Origin of the sequence: Bacillus sp. z60-11, from assembly GCF_046464135.1 — a bacterium.
Classification (GTDB): Bacteria; Bacillota; Bacilli; order Bacillales; family Bacillaceae; genus Bacillus; species Bacillus sonorensis_A.
This window is the reverse complement of the sequence record NZ_JBIYSN010000001.1, coordinates 1,144,084-1,164,588: the sequence shown is the minus strand read 5'-3', so window position 1 is coordinate 1,164,588 and position 20,505 is coordinate 1,144,084. Positions and strand designations below refer to the sequence as shown.

14 protein-coding genes and 1 pseudogene are annotated in these 20,505 nt (G+C 47.5%); 8 read left to right on the top strand and 7 right to left on the bottom strand.

All coding sequences use genetic code 11. The features are described 5' to 3' along the window. Nucleotides 1-209 precede the first annotated feature (209 nt). From ACINLD_RS05995 to ACINLD_RS05975, 5 genes and pseudogenes are all read left to right on the top strand, one after another. Nucleotides 210-1,781 carry a spore germination protein gene (locus tag ACINLD_RS05995; RefSeq protein ID WP_410206946.1) on the top strand — a complete coding sequence of 524 codons (1,572 nt, stop codon included), beginning with the start codon at nucleotides 210-212 and terminating at the stop codon, nucleotides 1,779-1,781. Between the two features lie 25 nt (nucleotides 1,782-1,806). Next, the gene (locus ACINLD_RS05990; protein WP_026587387.1) at nucleotides 1,807-2,904 is read left to right on the top strand and encodes a spore germination protein; all 1,098 of its coding nucleotides are present in this window, start codon (nucleotides 1,807-1,809) and stop codon (nucleotides 2,902-2,904) included. 26 nt (nucleotides 2,905-2,930) lie between these two features. Next, the gene (locus tag ACINLD_RS05985) at nucleotides 2,931-4,031 is read left to right on the top strand and encodes a spore germination protein (RefSeq protein WP_026587386.1); all 1,101 of its coding nucleotides are present in this window, start codon (nucleotides 2,931-2,933) and stop codon (nucleotides 4,029-4,031) included. After that, nucleotides 4,015-5,214, top strand: a complete 1,200-nt coding sequence (locus tag ACINLD_RS05980; protein WP_077736657.1) for a Ger(x)C family spore germination protein — start codon at nucleotides 4,015-4,017, stop codon at nucleotides 5,212-5,214. The genes ACINLD_RS05985 and ACINLD_RS05980 overlap by 17 nt, the downstream gene beginning before the upstream one ends. 33 nt (nucleotides 5,215-5,247) lie before the next feature. Then, a pseudogene (locus ACINLD_RS05975) lies at nucleotides 5,248-6,357 on the top strand (spore germination protein). A 7-nt stretch (nucleotides 6,358-6,364) separates the two neighbouring features. Here the strand turns inward: ACINLD_RS05975 and ACINLD_RS05970 are convergent. Next, nucleotides 6,365-7,903, bottom strand: coding sequence for an MDR family MFS transporter (locus tag ACINLD_RS05970; RefSeq protein WP_051290382.1), 1,539 nt, complete (start codon nucleotides 7,901-7,903; stop codon nucleotides 6,365-6,367). An 89-nt stretch (nucleotides 7,904-7,992) separates the two neighbouring features. Here ACINLD_RS05970 and ACINLD_RS05965 point away from each other — a divergent pair, with 89 nt between their 5' ends. Next, the gene (locus ACINLD_RS05965; RefSeq protein WP_077736658.1) at nucleotides 7,993-8,472 is read left to right on the top strand and encodes a MarR family winged helix-turn-helix transcriptional regulator; all 480 of its coding nucleotides are present in this window, start codon (nucleotides 7,993-7,995) and stop codon (nucleotides 8,470-8,472) included. A 68-nt stretch (nucleotides 8,473-8,540) separates the two neighbouring features. Here the strand turns inward: ACINLD_RS05965 and ACINLD_RS05960 are convergent, their stop codons facing one another. Together ACINLD_RS05960 and ACINLD_RS05955 are read right to left on the bottom strand one after the other, a co-directional pair. After that, nucleotides 8,541-10,580, bottom strand: a complete 2,040-nt coding sequence (locus ACINLD_RS05960) for a molybdopterin-dependent oxidoreductase (RefSeq protein ID WP_077736659.1) — start codon at nucleotides 10,578-10,580, stop codon at nucleotides 8,541-8,543. 148 nt (nucleotides 10,581-10,728) lie between these two features. After that, nucleotides 10,729-12,165, bottom strand: coding sequence for an MDR family MFS transporter (locus ACINLD_RS05955; RefSeq protein ID WP_026587380.1), 1,437 nt, complete (start codon nucleotides 12,163-12,165; stop codon nucleotides 10,729-10,731). Nucleotides 12,166-12,477: 312 nt separating this feature from the next. Here ACINLD_RS05955 and ACINLD_RS05950 point away from each other — a divergent pair, with 312 nt between their 5' ends. Further along, nucleotides 12,478-13,194, top strand: coding sequence for a 3-ketoacyl-ACP reductase (locus ACINLD_RS05950; RefSeq protein ID WP_026587379.1), 717 nt, complete (start codon nucleotides 12,478-12,480; stop codon nucleotides 13,192-13,194). A 45-nt stretch (nucleotides 13,195-13,239) separates the two neighbouring features. Here the strand turns inward: ACINLD_RS05950 and ACINLD_RS05945 are convergent, their stop codons facing one another. After that, complete coding sequence (locus tag ACINLD_RS05945) at nucleotides 13,240-14,394, bottom strand: cytochrome P450 (RefSeq protein WP_051290414.1); 1,155 nt, start codon at nucleotides 14,392-14,394, stop codon at nucleotides 13,240-13,242. Between the two features lie 397 nt (nucleotides 14,395-14,791). Between ACINLD_RS05945 and ACINLD_RS05940 the strand changes: the two genes are divergently transcribed. Continuing rightward, entirely contained in the window at nucleotides 14,792-16,357 is a 1,566-nt protein-coding gene (locus tag ACINLD_RS05940) for an alkaline phosphatase D family protein (RefSeq protein ID WP_026587377.1), read from the top strand. 57 nt (nucleotides 16,358-16,414) lie between these two features. On the opposite strand, the gene ACINLD_RS05935 is transcribed toward ACINLD_RS05940, so the two are convergent. The 3 genes from ACINLD_RS05935 to ACINLD_RS05925 are packed head-to-tail and all read right to left on the bottom strand — an operon-like array spanning nucleotide 16,415 to nucleotide 20,438. Next, nucleotides 16,415-18,241: an ABC transporter ATP-binding protein gene (locus tag ACINLD_RS05935; RefSeq protein ID WP_026587376.1), complete on the bottom strand. Its 1,827-nt coding sequence runs from the start codon at nucleotides 18,239-18,241 to the stop codon at nucleotides 16,415-16,417. Then, nucleotides 18,238-19,965, bottom strand: coding sequence for an ABC transporter ATP-binding protein (locus tag ACINLD_RS05930; RefSeq protein WP_026587375.1), 1,728 nt, complete (start codon nucleotides 19,963-19,965; stop codon nucleotides 18,238-18,240). Before ACINLD_RS05930 ends, ACINLD_RS05935 begins: the two co-directional genes overlap by 4 nt. Continuing rightward, nucleotides 19,962-20,438 carry a MarR family winged helix-turn-helix transcriptional regulator gene (locus ACINLD_RS05925; RefSeq protein ID WP_026587374.1) on the bottom strand — a complete coding sequence of 159 codons (477 nt, stop codon included), beginning with the start codon at nucleotides 20,436-20,438 and terminating at the stop codon, nucleotides 19,962-19,964. The genes ACINLD_RS05930 and ACINLD_RS05925 overlap by 4 nt, the downstream gene beginning before the upstream one ends. Nucleotides 20,439-20,505: the final 67 nt, after the last annotated feature.

Below are 20,505 nucleotides of genomic sequence, written 5' to 3'. Positions count from 1 at the left end.
GGTGAAATTACCACAATTATAGAAGTCATCCAAGGGAATAATAGGATAAAAAAGATGGACTTAGCAAAGGGTGATCAACATGTGGCAAACGATTGTTACCTATTTTCCAGATTGGCCGACATTGATGCAGGCTTTTATTGTATTTTTCATTCCATTTGCCATATCAAGATTTTTTCTTTGGATTCGTATAAAAGAGGATGAGTGAAGAGATGAGATGGTGGAAATCGAAAACACGAAGAATCATGCAACAGACCAATAAACAAAAATCCGCAAAGATCGAAGCGCCGTCTTTGGAATCAACAGGCTATTTTACCGGTGATTTCGACCATGATCTGGAAATGGCCAAAACAGCGATGGAACATAATTCGGATGTTCATTTCCGCGAGTTTGACATCGGACGCACCGGCACGCGGGCGGCTATCGCCTTTGTCGAAGCAATTTCAGATAAAGACATGATCGACAAACACATCATGAAATCCCTGATGGCCGATTTCTCTAAAGAATATCAAATGGAGCTTTCGTCATTAAACAACAGCAGTCTGCCCGTGGTGATCAAACAGCAAATTTTATCAATCAGTGAGATCACCGAGGCCAACCATGTAAGCCAGGTGGTGCCGGAGGTTCTCATGGGAACGACACTGCTTTTGATCGACGGATCAGCTGATGTTCTGATGCTCGGCACCGTCAAGAAAAATACAAGAAATATTGAAGAGCCGGTATCGGAAGCGCTGGTCAGAGGGGCGCGAGTCGGCTTTACGGAAACGATCGGGACAAACACCGCGCTTTTGCGGCAGCACGGAAAAAATCAAAGCTTGTCGATGACCCAATTTCAAGTGGGGAAAAGAGCCGTCAAAAAGCTTGTCGTCGCCTACATTAAAGATGTTGCCGATCCGGAGCTGGTGGAAGAAGTCAAAAAAAGAGTCCAATGTATTAATATCGATGATGTGCTTGAATCAGGCTTTGTCGAACAGCTGATTGAAGACAATTATCTCAGTCCGTTTCCGCAGGTGCAAAGCACGGAACGGCCCGACCGTGTGATGAGCGCTCTGATGGAAGGCAGGGTGGCGATTCTCTTGGATGGAACGCCTTTTGTGTTAATCGTGCCGGTGACCTTCAGCATGCTCCTTCAATCGCCTGAGGACTATTATGAACGCTGGCTTCCAAGTTCACTGATCCGCATTTTGCGGATCGGTGCGGCGATGATTTCATTACTGGGACCGGCTTTATATATATCCTTTATCTCGTTTCATCCCGGGCTGATCCCAAGCGAGCTGGCGATCTCGATCACAGGGACGAGGGTGGGGGTGCCTTTTCCGTCTCTGATTGAAGCGCTGATTATGGAAATCGCCATCGAGATTTTACGTGAGGCCGGACTGCGGCTCCCAAAACCGATCGGTCCGGCAATGGGAATCGTCGGCGGTATCATTATCGGCGAGGCGGCTGTTCAGGCAGGCATCGTCAGCCCGATCATGGTCATCGTCGTTGCGGTCACCGCAATTTCTTCATTTGCGATTCCGCAATACAGCGCCGGCATTTCCCTGCGTATGCTGAGGTTTGCGGCGATGTTTTGTGCGGCCACATTTGGTTTGTACGGCGTGATCATGTTTTTCCTGATGCTTTCCAGTCATGCGGTGAAGCTGAAAAGCTTTGGTGTTCCATATGCGAGCCCTGCTGTTCCATATCGTATAGGCGACTGGAAAGATTTTATTGTTCGTGCGCCGCTGTTGATGATGAGAAAAAGACCGAAGCTGACGAAAACAGACGATACAACACGCCAGTAGCAATATAGAAGGGAGGCAAACATTCATGATGATCAGGCCGAAAGAGCATATCACCACTGCACAAACGGCGGTCATCGTCATCAATTTCCTGCTTGGAACAGGCATCTTGACGCTGCCGCGAACATCTGTCGATGAAGTGAAGACTCCGGATGTCTGGATCACCCTCGTTTTAGGCGGAATGATCGCACTGACGGCCGCAATCATCATGGTGAAGCTAAATCAGCAGTATCCCAAGAAAACATTTTATGAATACAACCAGGAGATCGTCGGTAAATGGCTGGGCGGATTTGTCAGCCTCCTGTTCATTTTCTATATGCTGTCTCATTCCGGATTTCAGGTCCGCTCTATGCTTGAAATCACCCACTTTTTTCTGCTGGAAGGAACGCCGCGCTGGGCAACGGCGATGGTGTTTTTATGGGTGGGGCTCTATTCGATTGTCGGCGGTTTGAGTTCACTTGCCCGTTTGTTTGAAATCGTTTTTCCGATTACAGTCATCCTGTTTTTGCTGGTGGTGTTTATGAGTACTGGCATTTTTGAGCCGGACAATTTGCGACCTGTCATGGGGCAAGGCATCGGACCCGTCTTACAAGGAATAAAAGTAACGGCTCTGTCCTTTTCAGGCATCGAAATTATTTTGCTTCTGATGCCGTTTATGAATCAGCCGAACCACATCATAAAAACCGTTGTGATCGGAACAGCCATCCCCTTATTGTTCTACATGATCACCGTCGTCATGGTCATCGGCGCTTTGTCGGTTGATGGCGTCATCACAAGGACTTGGCCGACCATTGATTTAATGAGAAGTTTTGAAATTCCCGGGCTCATTTTTGAACGATTTGAATCGTTGCTGCTTGTCATCTGGATCATGCAGCTTTTCAATACGTTTGCCATTTCTTTTTACGCTGCGGCATTGGGGCTGTCCCAGCTCTTCAAAGTGAGGCTTCAGTCGGTCATGTTTGGCTTGCTTCCGCTGATTTATTTGATTGCCATGGCTCCGAACAACATCAACACAATGTTTGAATTTGGCGACTTCATCGGAAACAGCGGCGTGTATTTGGGCGGTCTTTTGCCCATTTTGCTCCTTGTGATTGCAAAGGTGAGAAAAAGAAAAAGCGGGAATTAGGCTTAATGAAAGGAGGCCCGGTCTTTATGGTCAGTTCGCAAGACAAAATCACCGTTTCGCAAACCGTCATTATCATCACTAATTTTCTATTGGGGACGGGCATTCTGACGCTGCCGCGAACTTCTGTTGATGCGGTCAAGACGCCGGATGTCTGGCTGTCCGTCATCTTAGGCGGACTGGTTGCCATGATGGCAGGATTCATTATAGTGAAGCTAAGCCTTATATATCCGGAAAAAACCTTTTATCAATACAGCAGGGATATTATCGGAAAATGGCTGGGAGGGGCGGTCGGCCTGCTGTTCGTTTGCTACTTCCTTACAACATCGGGCTTTCAAGTCCGATCTGTAACAGAAGTCATGCAGTTTTTTTTGCTTGAAGAAACCCCGCTTTGGGCAATGGCAATGATTTTTTTATGGTGCGGCATTTATCTGATCATCGGTGGCATCAATCCGATTGCCCGTCTTTATGAAATCATTTTTCCGATTACGGTGATGATTTTTCTAACCGTCGCTTTTATGAGCATCGGCCTATTTGACCCCGACAATCTGCGCCCTGTACTTGGGAAGGGAATCACGCCGGCGCTTCAGGGGGTTAAAACGACGTCTTTTGCTTATACCGGCATTGAGGTGATGCTGTTTGTCATTCCTTTTATGAGACAGCCGGACAAAGCGTACAAAGCTCTTTTGGTCGGTATTTCTTTTCCGGTTATCTTTTACGTGATCACCGTTATTATGGTGATCGGGGCGCTCTCCATTGACGGAGTGGTCACAAGAACGTGGCCGACGATCGATTTGATGCGGAGCTTTGAGATCACCGGGTTCGTACTCGAACGGTTTGAATCGTTTCTGCTTGTCATCTGGATCATGCAGATCTTCTCCAATTTCACCATCAGCTATTATATTGCCGCATTAGGGCTGTCCCAGCTTTTTAACAAAAACATGAAACCGATCTTATTCGGCCTGCTCCCGCTGATCTATATGATTGCCATGACGCCGAAAAGCATCAATCAGCTATTTTCCATCGGAGATATGATCGGAAACACCGCTTTGTATTTAGTCGGCCTCATCCCGCTGCTGCTGCTTGTGATCACAAAAATAAGGAGGGGGAATCATGAAAAAAATAACTGACATGCTTCGCTGCCTTTCCGTTTTTTCTCTTTTGGTTTTAACAGGGTGCTGGAGCAGCCATGAAATAGAAGAGCTCGGCTTAACATTTGCCATGGGGATCGATAAAGGCAGTGAAACAGCTCTTGAAAAAAAGTTTGACAAAATGGGGGGAGACTACCCGAAAAAAGACCGGATCACCATGATCTATCAATATGTCAACGAACAGGCTGCCGGCTCAAAGGCGAGCGGAGGAGGGGGGTCACCACAAAAATCTTATTTCAATATTTATGAAACTGGTGATTCGCTACAACAAATCAGCGCTGAAGTGGCTTTAAGGCAGGACAGGCCGATCTTCAGCCCCCATTTAAAGGTGATCGTCGTCGCCGGCGAGCTGCTCCGTACCTATTCGTTGGAAGAACTGCTCGATCAGCCCCTCCGCGACAACGAAATCAGGCCGAGCAGCCTCGTTCTCGTGACAAGAGGAAAAGCAAAAGACACGCTTAACCTGAAGGAAACTGGTGAAATGCCGGCGTTTCGCCTGCGCAAAATCGTTGAAAACGAGTACAAAACAAAAAAAGTGCTCCCTCCTGTGACACTGGCCAAACTGACAGGCAAAATGAGATCAGGCTCGAGCTTCCTGATACAAAATGTGGTCGGCGCCGACGGGGAAGTCAAATACGCGGGGGCCGCCGCCATCAACGGAAAAAACAACAAGCTGATCGGCTATTTGGATGAAGAGGATTTAGAAGGTGTGATGTGGATCACTGGACAGGGGAAGGGCGGGGCGGTCAAAAGCTATGATACCAAAGCCAAAAAACTGAACGCTTTTGCAGTGGAAACCATTAACAGCAACATCAAGCCCGTTGTCAAAGGCGGCCGCCTCTCTTTTCAAGTCAATGTTGAGTCAGAGGGACACCTCGCCGAAAACTGGAACACCGCTGAAAAAGCGTTCGACAACAAGTTTTTGGAAAGAGTTGAAAAAAACACAGCGCAAACGGTGAAGAAACAAATGGAGCAAATTACTAAAAAAATGCAGCGCCAATACAAAGCGGATCTCGCCGGATTCGGAAACCAGCTCAGAATCAAACATCCCCGACTTTGGAAAAAGCTGAAGAAAAACTGGGATCAAACCTTTACCGACATTCCGATTAAATATCATGTGCAGATCACGATTAAAGATTACGGAACAGTAGGGGATCAGTAAACAACAGAAATGCGAAAGGCGGAGATTGCAAAAATGATCCGTTCCGAAGATAACATCACAACAACTCAGGCGATTGTTGTCTTTGTCAGCTATATTATGGCTGCGGGAATCCTCAGTTTACCGAGAACGTCCGTAGATGAGGCGGGTACACCGGACGTGTGGTTATCCGTCATTCTAGGCGGACTGATCACATTTGCGGCCGGAGTGATCGTGACAAAATTAAGTCAGGATTATCCCGGGCAAACGTTTTTTCAATACGGCGGGAAGGTTGTCGGCAAATGGCTGGCGGCTGTCATCAGTCTGTTTTTTATCGAGCACTTTGTCTCGATTGCGGCATTTGAAGCAAGAATCATGGCGGAAGTTATCAACTTTTATCTGCTCGAAGGAACACCGCTTTGGGCGATTGTCATGACGATGATGTGGGTCGGGCTTTAATCGATCAAAGACGGGATGGGCGCGATCGCCCGTTTGCTTGAAATCATCTTTCCGATTACAGTCATCATCTTCATGATTGTTGTGTTCATGAGCTTTGGCATATTTGAACTGGACAATTTGCGTCCTGTCCTCGGAGACGGCTTCATGCCGGTCCTCAAAGGGGTGAAGGCAACGACCCTTTCCTTTATCAGCGCGGAAGTCATGGTCTTTCTTTTGGCGTTTACGAAAAAGCCGGAAAAGGGCATCAAAGTGCTTGTCGCCGGACTGAGCATTTCCATGCTTTTTTATTTCACGACCGTTGTCTTTGTCATCGGGGCGCTGTCCGTTGACGGAGTAACTTCAATGACATGGCCGACGCTTGAACTGATACGCAGCTTTGAAATCCCGGGGTTGATATTTGAACGGTTTGAGTCCATGCTGCTTGTCATCTGGATCATGCAACTGTTCGCCACCTTCATCATTTCGTTTTACGCCGCATCGCTGGGCTTGTCTCAAGTCTTTAAAAAAAAGAGCAGACCGATCATGTATGGTCTGCTTCCGGTGATGTATTTGATTGCAATGATACCCAAAAATGTCGATGATGTTTTTTCGCTCGGCGATATGATCGGCTACATTGCGGCTGTTTTATTCTGTATTGTGCCGATTCCGCTTTTGATCATCTCAAAAATGAAAAAGACAAGGAAGAAGCGGACTGGCCATACAAGCTGAGCCATCATCACTTGCCTTTGGCGCTTACGTTTACCCGGTCATTCGGCATGTAGAATACCAACAATAAGGCGGCCGCTGCAGGCAGAACCGCCCATGCAAACGTGTGGACGATCGAGTTTGACAACGCTTCAGTGATCCGATTTAGAATGTCCGGCGGAATCGATGATCTCGAGCTTGATAAAATTTGGTTCGCGTCATCGGCAGAAGCGATCGCCGCTGCATCAGCACTTTTAAAAAACGTCTGCATCTGCTCTGAAAAATGGGTTTTCTGAATCATCCCGAATATACTGGCGCCGATTGTCATGCCGAGCGAGCGGACAAAATTGCTTGTTGAGGTCGCAGAACCTCGCTGCTCTGGACCGAAATGATGAATGGCCGCCATGCTCAAAACAGAGAAGGAAAAGCCGACCCCCAGACCGACGACGATCATATAGACGGTTAATAAAAGACGGGGGGTATCGATGTTGAGCGTGCTTAACAAAGAAAAACCCGCAACCAATATGAATCCTGAGATCACCATAATTTTCCGGTAGCTCATTTTTGTCGTTAAGAAACCGCCGAGCTGTGCGGATATAACGGAGCCGAGCATCATCGGCAGAAGAACAAGCCCTGAATTCGTCGCCGAATCCCCATATACACCTTGGACAAAGATCGGAATCTGGATCGTCGCCGAAATAAATGTCCCTCCGTAAAATAAAGCGACAAGCGTGCTTCCGGCAAACAGGCGGTTTTTAAACATATCAAACGAAATAATCGGCTCTTTCACTTTACGTTCAATCAAAAAGAAGCAAATGAATAATACCGCTGCACTGCAAAAGAGCAGAAGGATCTCGCTTGAATCCCAGGCATATGTCCCGCCGCCAAGCTCAAGCGCAAACATGAGGCAGACGACAGCCCCCACAAGCGTAACGGCGCCAAACCAATCAATATGATGTTTTTCATGCTGTTTCGTTTCTTGATAAAACATCGCGATCAAAATGAAAGAAAGCAAACCGAGCGGCAGATTGATGTAAAATACCCAATGCCAGCTGATGAAATCTGTGATATAAGCGCCGATCAAAGGTCCAAAAATGCTGGACAAGCCAAAAACGGCCCCGAACAGACCCGAGATTTTTCCGCGTTTTTCAAGCGGGAAGATATCAAAAATAATCGTAAAGGCAATCGGAATCAACGCTCCTCCGCCAATCCCCTGAATGGCGCGGTAAATGCTGAGCTGTTCAATGCTCGAAGCTGTTCCGCACAATGCAGAACCGGCCATAAAAACAAAGCTTCCAAACAGAAAAAATCGTTTTCGGCCGTACATGTCCGATAATTTTCCGAAAATCGGCATTCCCGCCATTTCAGCAACCATAAACGCGGATACGACCCAGACAAAGCTGTCGAGCCCGCCGAGATCACCGACAATCGTGCCCATTGCCGTGACGACGATCGTATTGTCCATAGAGGCCATCAAAATGGCGAGCAGCAATCCTGCTACAATAAATCCTAATCTTTTGTTTTGAGTATTTGACAAATGATTCGATTCTCCTTTTATTAGATTTGGCATTCGCGTGGGATCCTGCTATCATTATTTTATATCAGGAAATAAATATCTTAGTTTCTAAGACATTATGATTTTATAGAAGGGTGTTGCCGATGTCAAGGACAAATCAAAAAGGAAGAGAAACGCTCATCGAGGAACTGATTCAGCAGTTAAGATTTCACAGCACCGCCACCGTTTTTATGCACCAGGCGATCAGTGAAAAAATCGGATTGAATGCAACAGACCATAAATGCCTTGAGATTCTTGCGCGTAAAGGGAGCATGACAGCCGGGGAATTGGCGGAAAAGAGCTCCCTGACAACCGGGGCCATCACCGGTGTGATCGACCGGCTCGAAAACGCGGGATATGCCAGGCGCACTAGAGATGCCTCAGACAGAAGACGGCTCTTGATTGAATTGGTGCCGGAAAACATGGAGAATATTTATTCACTGTTTGAAGAGCTTGCCCAACAATCTGCGGTGCTTTTCAGTCGATATACCGATCAGGAGCTGCAGGTTATCACAAGATTCATCAAACATAGTACGGAATTTGCCGCAAACTATGTAGAAAAAATAAGGGGAGCACAGAAGTAGATAGGGGCCTTTAAAACAAGTCTGATCATTCAAAAAACCGGTGAATCAACACCGGTCTTTTTTTATGGCTATGCTTTTTCAATTTGAACTTTTCCCGAAAAGAAGGTGGCACCGCCGCCCATATCGGCCAAACGATCGGGTGTCAGCGCATTCACCAAATAATTTTCGCCTTTCGTATCGGCCCACAGTCCCTGGCTGACGGCCACACCCGGGAGGACGTTTTCACCGACGGCCGCCGGGAGCACGCATTCGCCGCGGTCATTCCAAACCCTTACCATATCTCCGTTTTCAATCCCTTTTTCTTCTGCATCTTGTCTGTTCAAATGGAGCTTAGGTTCCTTTTCTAATTTGATATGTTTCTCATTATTTGAAAAGGTCGAGTTTAAAAAATTGTGATTCGGCCCGGGTACGAATAAAAATGGATAATTGCTCGTCTCTGCAAGCGGTGTATAGGTCGGCAGGGCGGGATAGCCGTCTTGTTCCATCGTTTTTGAATACAATTCGATTTTTCCGCTCGGCGTCGGGAGCCTGTCGGGAAAAATCGCTTCTCTTTTCGCTTTTACAAAGTGCTTTTCAGATAAGCTCTCATAATTTATTCCTTCAAGCCACGGATTGTCCGGATAATGAAGAGCCTGTCTGATCATTTCCTCATCCGAGTCCTTGAGCGGTTCATCATCAAAGCCCATCGCTTCAGCCAGAAGGCGGAACACTTCCGTATTCGATTTGCTCTCACCATATTTCTCAATCACAGGTCTTTGCACTTGTGTATAATGGTGCCAATATGATGTATAGAAATCGGTATTTTCAAAAGCGGAAGAAGCGGGCAGCACGATATCTGCGTACCGCGCGGTTTCCGTCAGGAATAAATCATGGACGACGGTAAACAAATCTTCGCGCTCTAGTCCTTGTCTGACCTTGTTTGCTTCAGGCGCGACGACGGCCGGATTGCTGCTGTACACAAACAAAGAACGGATCGGCGGATCGGCTTCCAAAAGGGCTTTTCCAAGCTGATTCATGTTGATCACCCGCGGGGTTCTGCCATGTAACAAATCCGGGCGCTGCAAGGCCGTTGTATTATAGGCTAAAAATGCAGTATTGCCTTTAATCGCGCCTCCGCCTTTTACCGTCCATTGCCCAGTAATCGCGGGCAGACAGGCAATCGTTCTGACGATCATACCGCCGTTGTCGTGATGCTGGAGACCGTTTCCGATGCGAATCAAAGAAGGGGAGGTCTCGCCGTACAGACGGGCAAGCCTTTCGATATCGTCACGCGGAACCCCGGTGATTTCTGCCACCGTGTCAGGATCATATTGAACGACATGGCGGCGCAGTTCTTCATATCCGACTGTGTATGTTTTGAGAAAGGCCTCGTCAGCCATTTTTTCCTTGAATAACACGTGCATAATGCCGAGAGCAAGGGCGCTGTCGGTTCCCGGACGGATCGGGATGAACCAGTCCGCCATTCTGCCTGTCTGATTTTTGTGAACATCGATCACAACAATTTTGGCCCCGTTTTTCCGCGCTTTTTGGGCGATTGTGATCTGATGCATGTTTGTTGAGACGGCATTGATTCCCCAAAATACGAACAGTTTTGTCTCTGTTGTATGTTCCGGATCTGTGCCGATGCTTCCACCCATCGTGTATTTGTAGCCCGTTGAGCCCGCAGGGGTGCAAATCGCGCGGTCAAGCTGGCTTGAGCCGAGACGGTGGAAGAAACGCCTGTCCATTCCTTCAGCAGTCAAATTTCCCATATTGCCGTAAAAGCTGTAAGGCAGTATGCTTTCAGCGCCTTCTTTTTCAATGAGTTCCTGCCAGCGTGTGCGGATCGTTTCAATGGCTTCATCCCAGCTGATCGGCTCAAATTTCCCTTCGCCTTTGGCGCCCGTCCGTTTCAGCGGGGTTTTCAGCCGTTGTGGATCATAAATGCGCTCTGTCATATTGCGAACTTTATTGCAGATGTTGCCACGCGTGACCGGGTGATCCGGATCACCTTGTATTTTTACGATTTTACCGTCTTTTTTATGAACAAGCAGCCCGCACTGGTCAGGACAGTCAAGCGAACATACGGATTTAAAAATGCCGTCTTTTTGATCAACATAAGACTCCATAGGATACGTTCCTTTCCGGTAAAAATAGTATGATTCTAGCATTATATCATGTCACAACATCCCGTCAATTCTGAAAATTATTCTTTGTGAAGAACATGATCAAAGCCCCCGAGCTTCTTTCAGCGAAACGCGGGGGCTTAAAAAGACTTTATTCTTTATCAAAATCAGGCGAAACCGCCTTTTTGATAAATATCGCGGTAAAGAAAGCCGCAACGCTTAAAGCGAGCGCGAACCAATAGGCATGATGTACACCGTGTGTCATCGCTTCATTCAGCAATCCTTTGCTGACGGCAGCTCCTTTGTGCTGATCGAGAAAACTTTGCTGGCCTTGGGTCATAATGCTGACAAAGACCGAAACGCCCAGTGCTCCGGCAACAGGCTGCAATGTATTGGAGATCGCCGTTCCGTGCGGGTACAAATGCTTCGGCAGTTCGTTCAAAGCATTTGTTTGCGATGGCATCATGATCGCAGAGATTGACAGCATCAGGATGATGTAAACAATAATGAACGCCCATATCGGCACAGACGGATTAATTCTGCTAAAGAAAATCATCACACCGATCAAGACGATTGTGCCCGGGATAATGAGCTTTCTCGGCCCGAATTTATCGAATAAAGCGCCCATCGCCGGCGACATCAGGCCGTTTAACAAAGCACCCGGCAAAAGCAGCAAACCGGCCGTTTTCGCAGAAAAACCAAGCGGTCCCTGCAAATACATCGGCATTACTATTTCTGAGGCAAACATCGCCATGATGACAATCACGAAAATGCAGACTCCGCGTGTATAATTTTTATAGGCAAACACACGGACATCGAGCAATGGCTCATCAAGCTTCAATTGACGAAGCACAAAGAAAACGAGGCTGATCAGACCGATGACAATCACAGCAATGATCTTGACAGAAGCAAACCCTTCGGGATCTTCTCCAGCACTGCTGAATCCATATACGATTCCGCCGATCCCGATCGTGGAGAGGATGATCGAGAGAAAATCCGCACGCGGTCGCGTCACTTCACCGACATTCTGCAAATATTTCATTGCAAACAAAATGGAAAATAACGCAAAAGGAATCACGATAAAAAACAGCCAGCGCCAGCCGAGGACATCGACAATGACACCTGACAACGTAGGGCCGATGGCAGGGGCGAACATGATCACCAGTCCAAACGTCCCCATGATTTTGCCGCGGACTTCAGGCCGGTAGAGTAAAAGCAATGCATTCATGATAATGGGAATTAACAATCCCGTACCAACAGCCTGAATCATGCGTCCGGTCAAAAGCATCGGAAAATTGACCGCACAGCCGGCGATCACGGTTCCTGTCAAAAACACCGTCATGACGCCGATAAACATTTGCCTTGTCGTAAACCATTGAATGAGTAACGCGGAAACAGGCATTAAAACGCCCATGACAAGCATAAATCCGGTCGCCATCCATTGAACGGTCGGAGCGTCAACATGAAAAACGGTCATCAGCTCCGTCAGCGCAATGTTCAGCAAGGTTTCATTTAATATGGCAAAGAACGCGCCAATCATGAAGGTGATAAGTATAGCTTTAGAATTAAAGGTTTGGGTCTTTTCCATACCATTCCTCCTGTTATTTCGTCTTTCTAATGTAGATATTGCACAAGATGAGAGGCGAAGAAAAAGACGATTCTATCATGTATATCCGCATCTCTCACGAGTTTCGCTATCCGCTTCAAAGGTTAGGTTTTTACCGCGACTATATGAGTATACTTGGTCTTTTACAGATTTACAATAATGTTGTTTGGTTTCTAAATTATTGCAGTACGTCCTGATGATGGGGCAGGTGATCCAAACCTTTTTATTTGCCTATTCTTGCAAGGTTTCATTATAATTTTCCTTGTGACTTACATAGAGAAAGGGAGTTTCGTCATGCAATCTTTACAAAACAAAACAGCTCTTATTACAGGCGGGGCCAGAGGAATCGGCCGTGCGGCTGCGATCGCACTGGCAAAAGAAGGCGTCCATATCGGCCTGATCGGCCGCACGACAGCCAATCTGGAAAAAGCGGCTGAAGAATTGAAGCCTTTCGGTGTAAAAGTGTCTGTCAGCACAGCTGATGTGAAAGATTTAAAAGCGGTGGAAAGCGCAGTCCAATCCATTAAAGGGGAACTCGGCCAGATTGATATCCTCATTAATAATGCCGGTATCGGAGGATTTGCAGGGTTTCTTGAACAAACGCCGGAAGAGTGGGAATCAATCATCCAGGTCAACCTGATGGGCGTATACAATGTAACGCGCGCCGTTTTACCTGAAATGGTGGAAAGAAAAGCGGGGGACATCATTAATATTTCTTCAACAGCGGGTCAAAGGGGAGCAGCGGGAACGAGCGCATACAGCGCATCTAAATTTGCCGTGCTCGGGCTGACCGAATCGTTAATGCAAGAGGTCAGAAAGCACAACATCAGAGTGAGCGCCCTTACGCCGAGCACGGTTGCAACAGATTTAGCCATCGATTCAAAATTAACCGACGGTAACCCTGAACGCGTCATGCAGCCGGAGGATCTCGCTGAATTTATGGTAGCCCAGCTTAAACTGCATCCGCGCATTTTTATTAAATCTGCGGGCATGTGGTCTACAAATCCATAAGTCAAACGATAAGGACGGGTTTTTAAACCCGTCCTGTTTTCATTTTTATGAAAGCCGTATGGGAAGATGGCGAACCCCGAATACAAATGGACTCTGAATCGCTTCAAGCACTTCTGTCCGTTCCCTTTCCATCCGGAAGTTTTGCAGCAGGTGAGAGAGCGCGATTTTCGCTTCCAGACGGGCGAGGGGAGCGCCAAGACAAAAATGAATGCCAAAGCCGAAGCTCATGTGAGGATTTGTCTTGCGGTCAAGCTTAAAGATTTCAGGGTCATTAAACTTTGTTTCATCCCTGTTAGCTGAAGCGACCCAGCTGATGACGGATTCTCCTTTTTGAATCGGGACGCCTTTGATCTCTACGTCTTCAGCCGCCACGCGGCCAATCGCCTGTACGGGCGGATAATAGCGCAGCGTTTCCTCGACAAGCTGGACAACGAGGGATGGGTCGTTCTGAACCGTTTCCTGTACCTTGACATCCTCCGTTAAGTAGCGGACGGCATTGGCAATCAAATTCGTTGTCGTTTCATTTCCCGCGACTAAAAGGAGTATACAAAAGCTGAGCAATTCTTCTTCAGACAAGGATTCGCCCTCGACATCCGCCTGAATCAAAAGCGATATTAAATCTTCTTTCGGCTCTTTCCGGCGCAGCTTGATAATGTCTCTGAAGTATTCCTTTAAAAATCGGTTGCCTTCGTCCCGCTCTTTGTTCATCTGTTCGACCGCTTCATCAGAGCTGTCTTTCGCACCGGAAACAAGGATGTCTGAATAATGTTTAAACATAAGCCGGTCTTCTGCCGGTACGCCCAGCAGTTCAGCAATGATAATAACCGGAAGCGGTCCGGCCAAATCATCCACCACATCAAACGATTCTTTGTTTTCGGCTTGATTGATCAAAAAAGCCGTGACTTCTTCAATATGCGCTTCAAGCTGTTTCACGGCTTTCGGTGTGAAAGCCTTGTTGACGATCGCCCGCATTTTTGTATGTCTTGGGGGATCCATTGTTAATATGCTTTTTCCCTCCATATCACCGCCGCGTTTTGAAGAAAAAAGCTTAGGGTTTTTCAGCACATATTGAACATCTTCATACGAAAATATGTCCCAGCACTGGCGATCATGATCATAACGCACCGGCTCTGTTTGCCGAAGTCTGTTATAAACCGGAAACGGGAACAGCCGGTCTTCATTTGCACGGATTTCTTTCATTGGAATCCAGTTGGCATATCGGTTGGTTTGTATGGATTTTGCCACGGTCAACTCTCCTTTATAAGCTCGTTATTTACATGCCTGAACCGGTTCATATGTTTACGTTATCACTATTTTTATACCCTTTTCAACGGACATACTATGAAGAAATTGTCAATTAGACAAAAGTAACGCTTTTAATAAAGAGAAAAAGAGTAGGGCTGATCACTTCTCATCTTTAAGCGGGAAGGACATGGAATCTATTTACATTCAAGGCGATGTCTGCTAGATTTAAAATAGCATCACATTTTAAAAGATGAAAGGATTGATAGCGCTTACAAAAGAGAATGAGAAGTGAAAAGCCGGTTATAAAGCCTCTGGACTGTTTTTCATTATGAATCGTAAAGGGGACTGTGTAATGAAAACAAATATTTCAAAGAGGTATCTGGAAGCATTTCATGAAAGAATGTCAGGCGGTGCACCGACAGCAAAAGAACCGGGGGGCAGAGCAGCTGCGGAGAAAGTTCCGAAGTTTACCGCTTATCCGTTTACTTTGGGCGTTTCTTCAGGCGAGCCTCTCTCCGACGGCGTCGTGCTGTGGACACGCCTTGCCCCTGAGCCGCTGAACGGCGGAGGGATGCCCCCGGAAGATGTGACGGTCAAATGGGAAGTTGCCACAGATATCGACTTCCGGAATATCGTCAGACAGGGGGAGTCGGCCGCCAAGCGCGAGTATGCCCATTCTGTCCATGTCGAAGTAGACGGGCTGGATCCTGACAGCATTTATTATTATCGTTTTCATGCCGGCTATGAAACCAGCCAAATCGGCCGCACAAAAACACTTCCTCTCCAAACGGCAAAAGTGGATCACCTCGCATTTGCGTTTGTCTCTTGCCAGCATTTCGAAGAGGGGTTCTATACGGCGTACCGCCGACTGGCGGAAGAAAGCCTTGACTTCGTTTTGCATTTAGGTGACGCGATTTATGAATACGGCCAAGGGACAGCAGCCAAGAATGTCCGGCTCCATAAAGGCGCGGAGACCTTAACGCTTGAAGACTATAGAACGCGCCACGCCCAGTACTTATTTGACGCCGACTATCAGCGGGCCCGCTCACTGTTTCCATGGATCGTCACATGGGACGACCATGATGTGGAAAACAATTACGCCGGACTCATTCCTGAAAAAAATCAATCTCCTGATCGTTTTATTCTGAGACGGGCAAGTGCATATCAGGCCTACTATGAGCATATGCCGCTCAGGACTTCGTCGCTTCCGAAGGGAGCGGATATGCAAATGTACAGGAGAGTCACATACGGCGATTTAGCCGAGTTTAACATCCTTGACACACGCCAATACCGCGACGACCAGGCCAATAATGACGGCAATAAGCCGCCCAGTTTTGATTCAACCGATCCTTCAAGAAGCATCTTAGGCCAGGAGCAGAAAAGGTGGCTATATGAGGGACTCCGCAGTTCTCAGGCGATTTGGAATGTACTCGCCCAGCAGGTCTTTTTTTCACAGGTCGACCACCAGGCCGGTGATGTGAAAATTTTACCAATGGATGGATGGGACGGATATTCAGCAGAACGAAACGAGGTCGTCGAGTTTTTACAAAAACAGCATATTTCCAATCCGATTGTCCTGACAGGTGACGTGCATACCAACTGGGTATTTGACATTAAAAGCGATTTTGACAACCCCAATTCCACAACAGTGGGCGCTGAATTTGCCGGAACTTCCGTGAGCTCGGGAGGAGACCGGGCAAGTTCGCTGGACCCCAAAACCCTTTTTATGGAAAATCCTCATTTGAAATTTTTTAGCGATCAGCGCGGCTATGTCCGCTGTACAGTTACGCCGCAATCTTGGCGGGCCGATTATCGAATGCTTGATTATGTCTCAAGGCCGGGCGCACCAATTACTACCGCCGCCTCATTTATTTGCGAAAATGGACGGCCGGGCGTCCGCCGGGCATCCGACATGTAAAGAAAAGGCTGTGCCAGAAAAGCGTTTCACTCACGCTTTCAGGCACAGCCTAAAATCTTATCCGACGGCTTCTTCCCGGGAAAACTGGCTGTTATACAAATCAGCATAAAAACCATCTTGCCGGAGCAGCTCTTCATGGGTTCCTTGTTCAATAATGTCTCCGTGATTCATGACAAGAATCAGATCCGCATCTTTAATGGTGGATAGGCGGTGGGCGATGACAAAGCTTGTGCGGTTATCCATCAGCCTGTTCATCGCTTTTTGGATATTCATTTCCGTACGGGTGTCAACACTGCTTGTCGCTTCATCCAAAATTAAAATCTTCGGATCGGCCAAAATGGCTCTCGCGATCGTCAAGAGCTGCCTTTGCCCCTGCGAAATATTTTGCGCATCCTCGCCAAGTACCGTGTCATAGCCGTCAGGCAGGGTGCGGATAAAGTCGTCGGCATATGCGCCTTTTGCCGCCTGGATGATGTCTTCGTCTGTCGCATTTTCACGCCCATACGCAATATTGTCGCGGATCGTGCCGTTAAAAAGCCAGGTGTCCTGAAGGACCATCGCAAACATGCTGCGCGCCTGCTCTCGCGAGAGCTCGGTAAGATCAATTCCGCCCACCTTGATCCGACCTTTGTTCAGTTCGTAAAAGCGCATCAATAGATTGATAATCGTCGTTTTTCCCGCACCGGTCGGTCCGACGATCGCAATTGTCCGGCCCTCTTCGACATCGAGGTGAAGATCGCGGATCACCGGTACATCTTTGTCATAGCCGAACGCGACGTGTTCAAACGACACATCGCCGGTTAATATCTCAGTGTCGATGTCTGCAGGTGTTTCCTGTTTTTCCTCTTCTTCGTCCAACAGGCTGAAGACCCTTTCCGCCGAAGCGATCGCAGACTGAATCGTGTTGGCGATTCCGGCGGCCTGGACAAGCGGCTGGGAAAACTGCTGGGTGTATTGAATAAAAGCCTGCACGCCCCCGACCAGCATGGCGCCGTTTAAGACGAAAATACCGCCTGTAATGCTGACAAAAACATAGCCGAGGTTGCCGATAAAGGTCATCATCGGCATCATCAGTCCGGATATAAATTGCGCTTTCCAGCCGGATTGGTACAGCCGTTCATTGACTTCATCAAACTGCTGAATCGCTTTTTCCTCATGTCCGAACGCCTTTACTTCCTGGTGTCCTGTAAACATTTCCTCAACATGGCCGTTGATTGCGCCGAGCTCATGCTGCTGACTGCTGAAATGCTTCTGTGAGAAGGAAGCGATCAGCCTCACCGCAATCATGCTCAGCGGAATGGTGATACATACGACAAGGGTCAGCCAAGGGCTGATCAAGAGCATCATGATGATGATCCCGACAATGGTGATGACCGAGGTGATCATCTGTGTCAGCGCCTGCTGCAGCGAATTATTAATATTGTCGATATCATTGACTGCACGGCTGAGTGTGTCGCCGTGCGAATGACCGTCAAAGTATTTTAAAGGAAGGCGAGTCAGCTTCTCATTAACTTCCTGACGCATTTCAAATATCGTTTTTTGCGCCACTCCGGCCATCATGTACTGCTGCAAAAATGTAAATAAAGCCGAGAGCAAGTAAAGACCGGCCAAAGTCAGCGTAATCCGGCCAAGGAAATCAAACTGAACACCGGTTCCCTTCGTAAAGCTCGCAAAAAGGGAGGAGGTGGCATCACCGAGAAGCTTTGGGCTGATGACATTAAACAAGGTGCCTAAAATTGCCGCGATGAAGACCAGCACAAGCTGAAAAGTCCGCGGTTTTAAATAGCCGGCCAGCCTCAAGAGTGTTTTCTTAAACTCCTTTGGTTTTTCAGGCTTCATACCTGCTGGGGATGAGCCGGGGTGCCGATTTTCTTTTTTGCTCATGCGCTCTCCTCCTCAGCTTGCTGGGATGCGACGATTTCCTGATAAATCTTGTTTTCCGCAAGCAATTGTTGATGTGTGCCGATCCCGGCGATTTTCCCTTCATTTAAGACGATGATTTGATCCGCTTCCGTGATCGTGCTGACCCTTTGTGCGACAATGATCACGGCGGCGTCGGCGGTTCTTTTCTCCAGCGCGTCTCTTAGCTTTTTGTCCGTCTTGTAATCAAGCGCTGAAAAGCTGTCGTCAAACAGATAGATCTCCGGTTTTCTGACCAATGCCCTGGCGATGGAAAGCCGCTGTTTTTGGCCTCCTGAAAGATTGGCGCCGGCCTGCTCGATATAAGCGTCGATTCCGTTTTCCTTGCCTTCGATAAACTCTGAGGCCTGGGCGGCTTCAAGCGCCTCAAGAATTTCCTCTTCAGTCGCATCTTCTTTGCCAAAGCGGATATTATCGCGAATCGTCCCGCTGAATAATGAAGCTTTTTGCGGCACGTAGCCGATTTTCTTGCGCAGCTCTTTTTGCGGGATCTTCCGCACATCGATTCCGTCTACAAGCACAGCCCCTTCTTCGATGTCAAAGAACCTCGGAATCAATTGCAGGATGGTCGTTTTTCCCGCACCCGTACTGCCGATGATCGCGGTGGTTTCGCCCGGCTTTGCCTTGAATGAAATCTGTTCAAGGACAGGCTTTTCCGCGCCGGTATAGCGGAATGTGACATCCTTGAATTCAACATGGCCATAGAGCCCGCTATCTTCAGTCGGCTGCTTTGGATCGGAGATTTTAGGAGCGATCATCAATAGTTCATTGATGCGGTCCGCCGATGCTTGCGCTCGCGGAATCATGACGAATGTCATGGAAAGCATGATCAAAGCGAACAAGATCATGGACGCATATTGCAGGAATGCCATTAAGTTACCGACCTGCATGGTGCCTTCATCAACCCGAATTCCTCCGAACCAGATGATGGCGATGTTCGTGAAATTCATCATGATCATCATCACCGGAAATAGGAAGGCCATGATTCTGTTAACAGCGATTCCCGTATCCCGAAATTCTTTGTTTGCCTGTTCAAACCGCTTTTTTTCTTCATCTACACGATTAAATGCGCGAATGACACGGACACCCGTCAATCCTTCCCGAAGGATGAGGTTGAGACGGTCCGTCTTTTTTTGCAGGACGCCAAACAGAGGGACGGCCTTTCTAGTAATCAGAAAAATTAAGCCAGCCAGTATCGGAAGAGACGCCAGGAAAATGATCGACAGCTTTGCATCCCTTGATACGGCCAGCACAATCCCGCCGATTAACATCAACGGGGCTCTTGTCATCATGTTGAGCATCATATTGAGCACATCTTGAACTTGTTTGACATCATTTGTCGTCCGCGTGATGAGGGAGGCGGACCCGACCTTCCCGAACTCCTCCAGCGAAAAATGTTCGACTTTCACAAACAGCTTGCGCCGAATGTCCCTGCCGAAGCCTAGGGCCGTTTTGGATGAGAAAAAAGCTTTGCCGACCGTCATGATGATCGCCAGGAGAGAACAAAGAATCATCCATACACCGTTTTTGAGGATGTATCCCATGTCTGAGTTGACGATCCCGACATCAACGACATCGGCCATTAATGTAGGCAAATATAGTTCAAGCAAACTGCCGAACAGTGTAAAAGCTGCAACGAGAATCACCTGCAGCTTATAAGGCTTCAAAAATTTTAAGAGAGATATCATCTTTCAACCTTCTTTTCGTCTTTTTTTAGGCCGAGCTCCAAAAAGTCGGACATTTTATGGACTAGCTCGGCAAACTGTTTGCTTTCCGCTTCGCCAATATAAGCGGCCAGCTGGATGAACCATTGATTGAGTTCTTTTTTCACTTCCTTTGCCGCTTTTTTACCTTTATCGGTTAAAAAAATCCGGACGATCCTTCGATCACCTTGATCCATGCGCCGGTCAATCAGTCCTTTTTCATTCAGCCGGTTTAAAAGCTGTGTGGCAAAAGGGGAGGTAACGTGCAGCGCCTGGCTGATTTCCGATACCATTTTCCCTTCTTTTCCGGCATTTTCATTTAGAAACATTAATGCTTTCCCTTCATTATTTTTCCAGTCTTGAGAGGGAATCGTGTGTTTCATTTCCAAGTAACGCACCCGGCTAAACGCCTGAATTAATTGTTCAACCGTTTCCCGGCTGATGTCATCCTGTTTCATCGCTTGCACCTGCTCTTTTAAATTTAATTAAGTAAGTAAACTAAATAGCTATCAATATATTACAAAG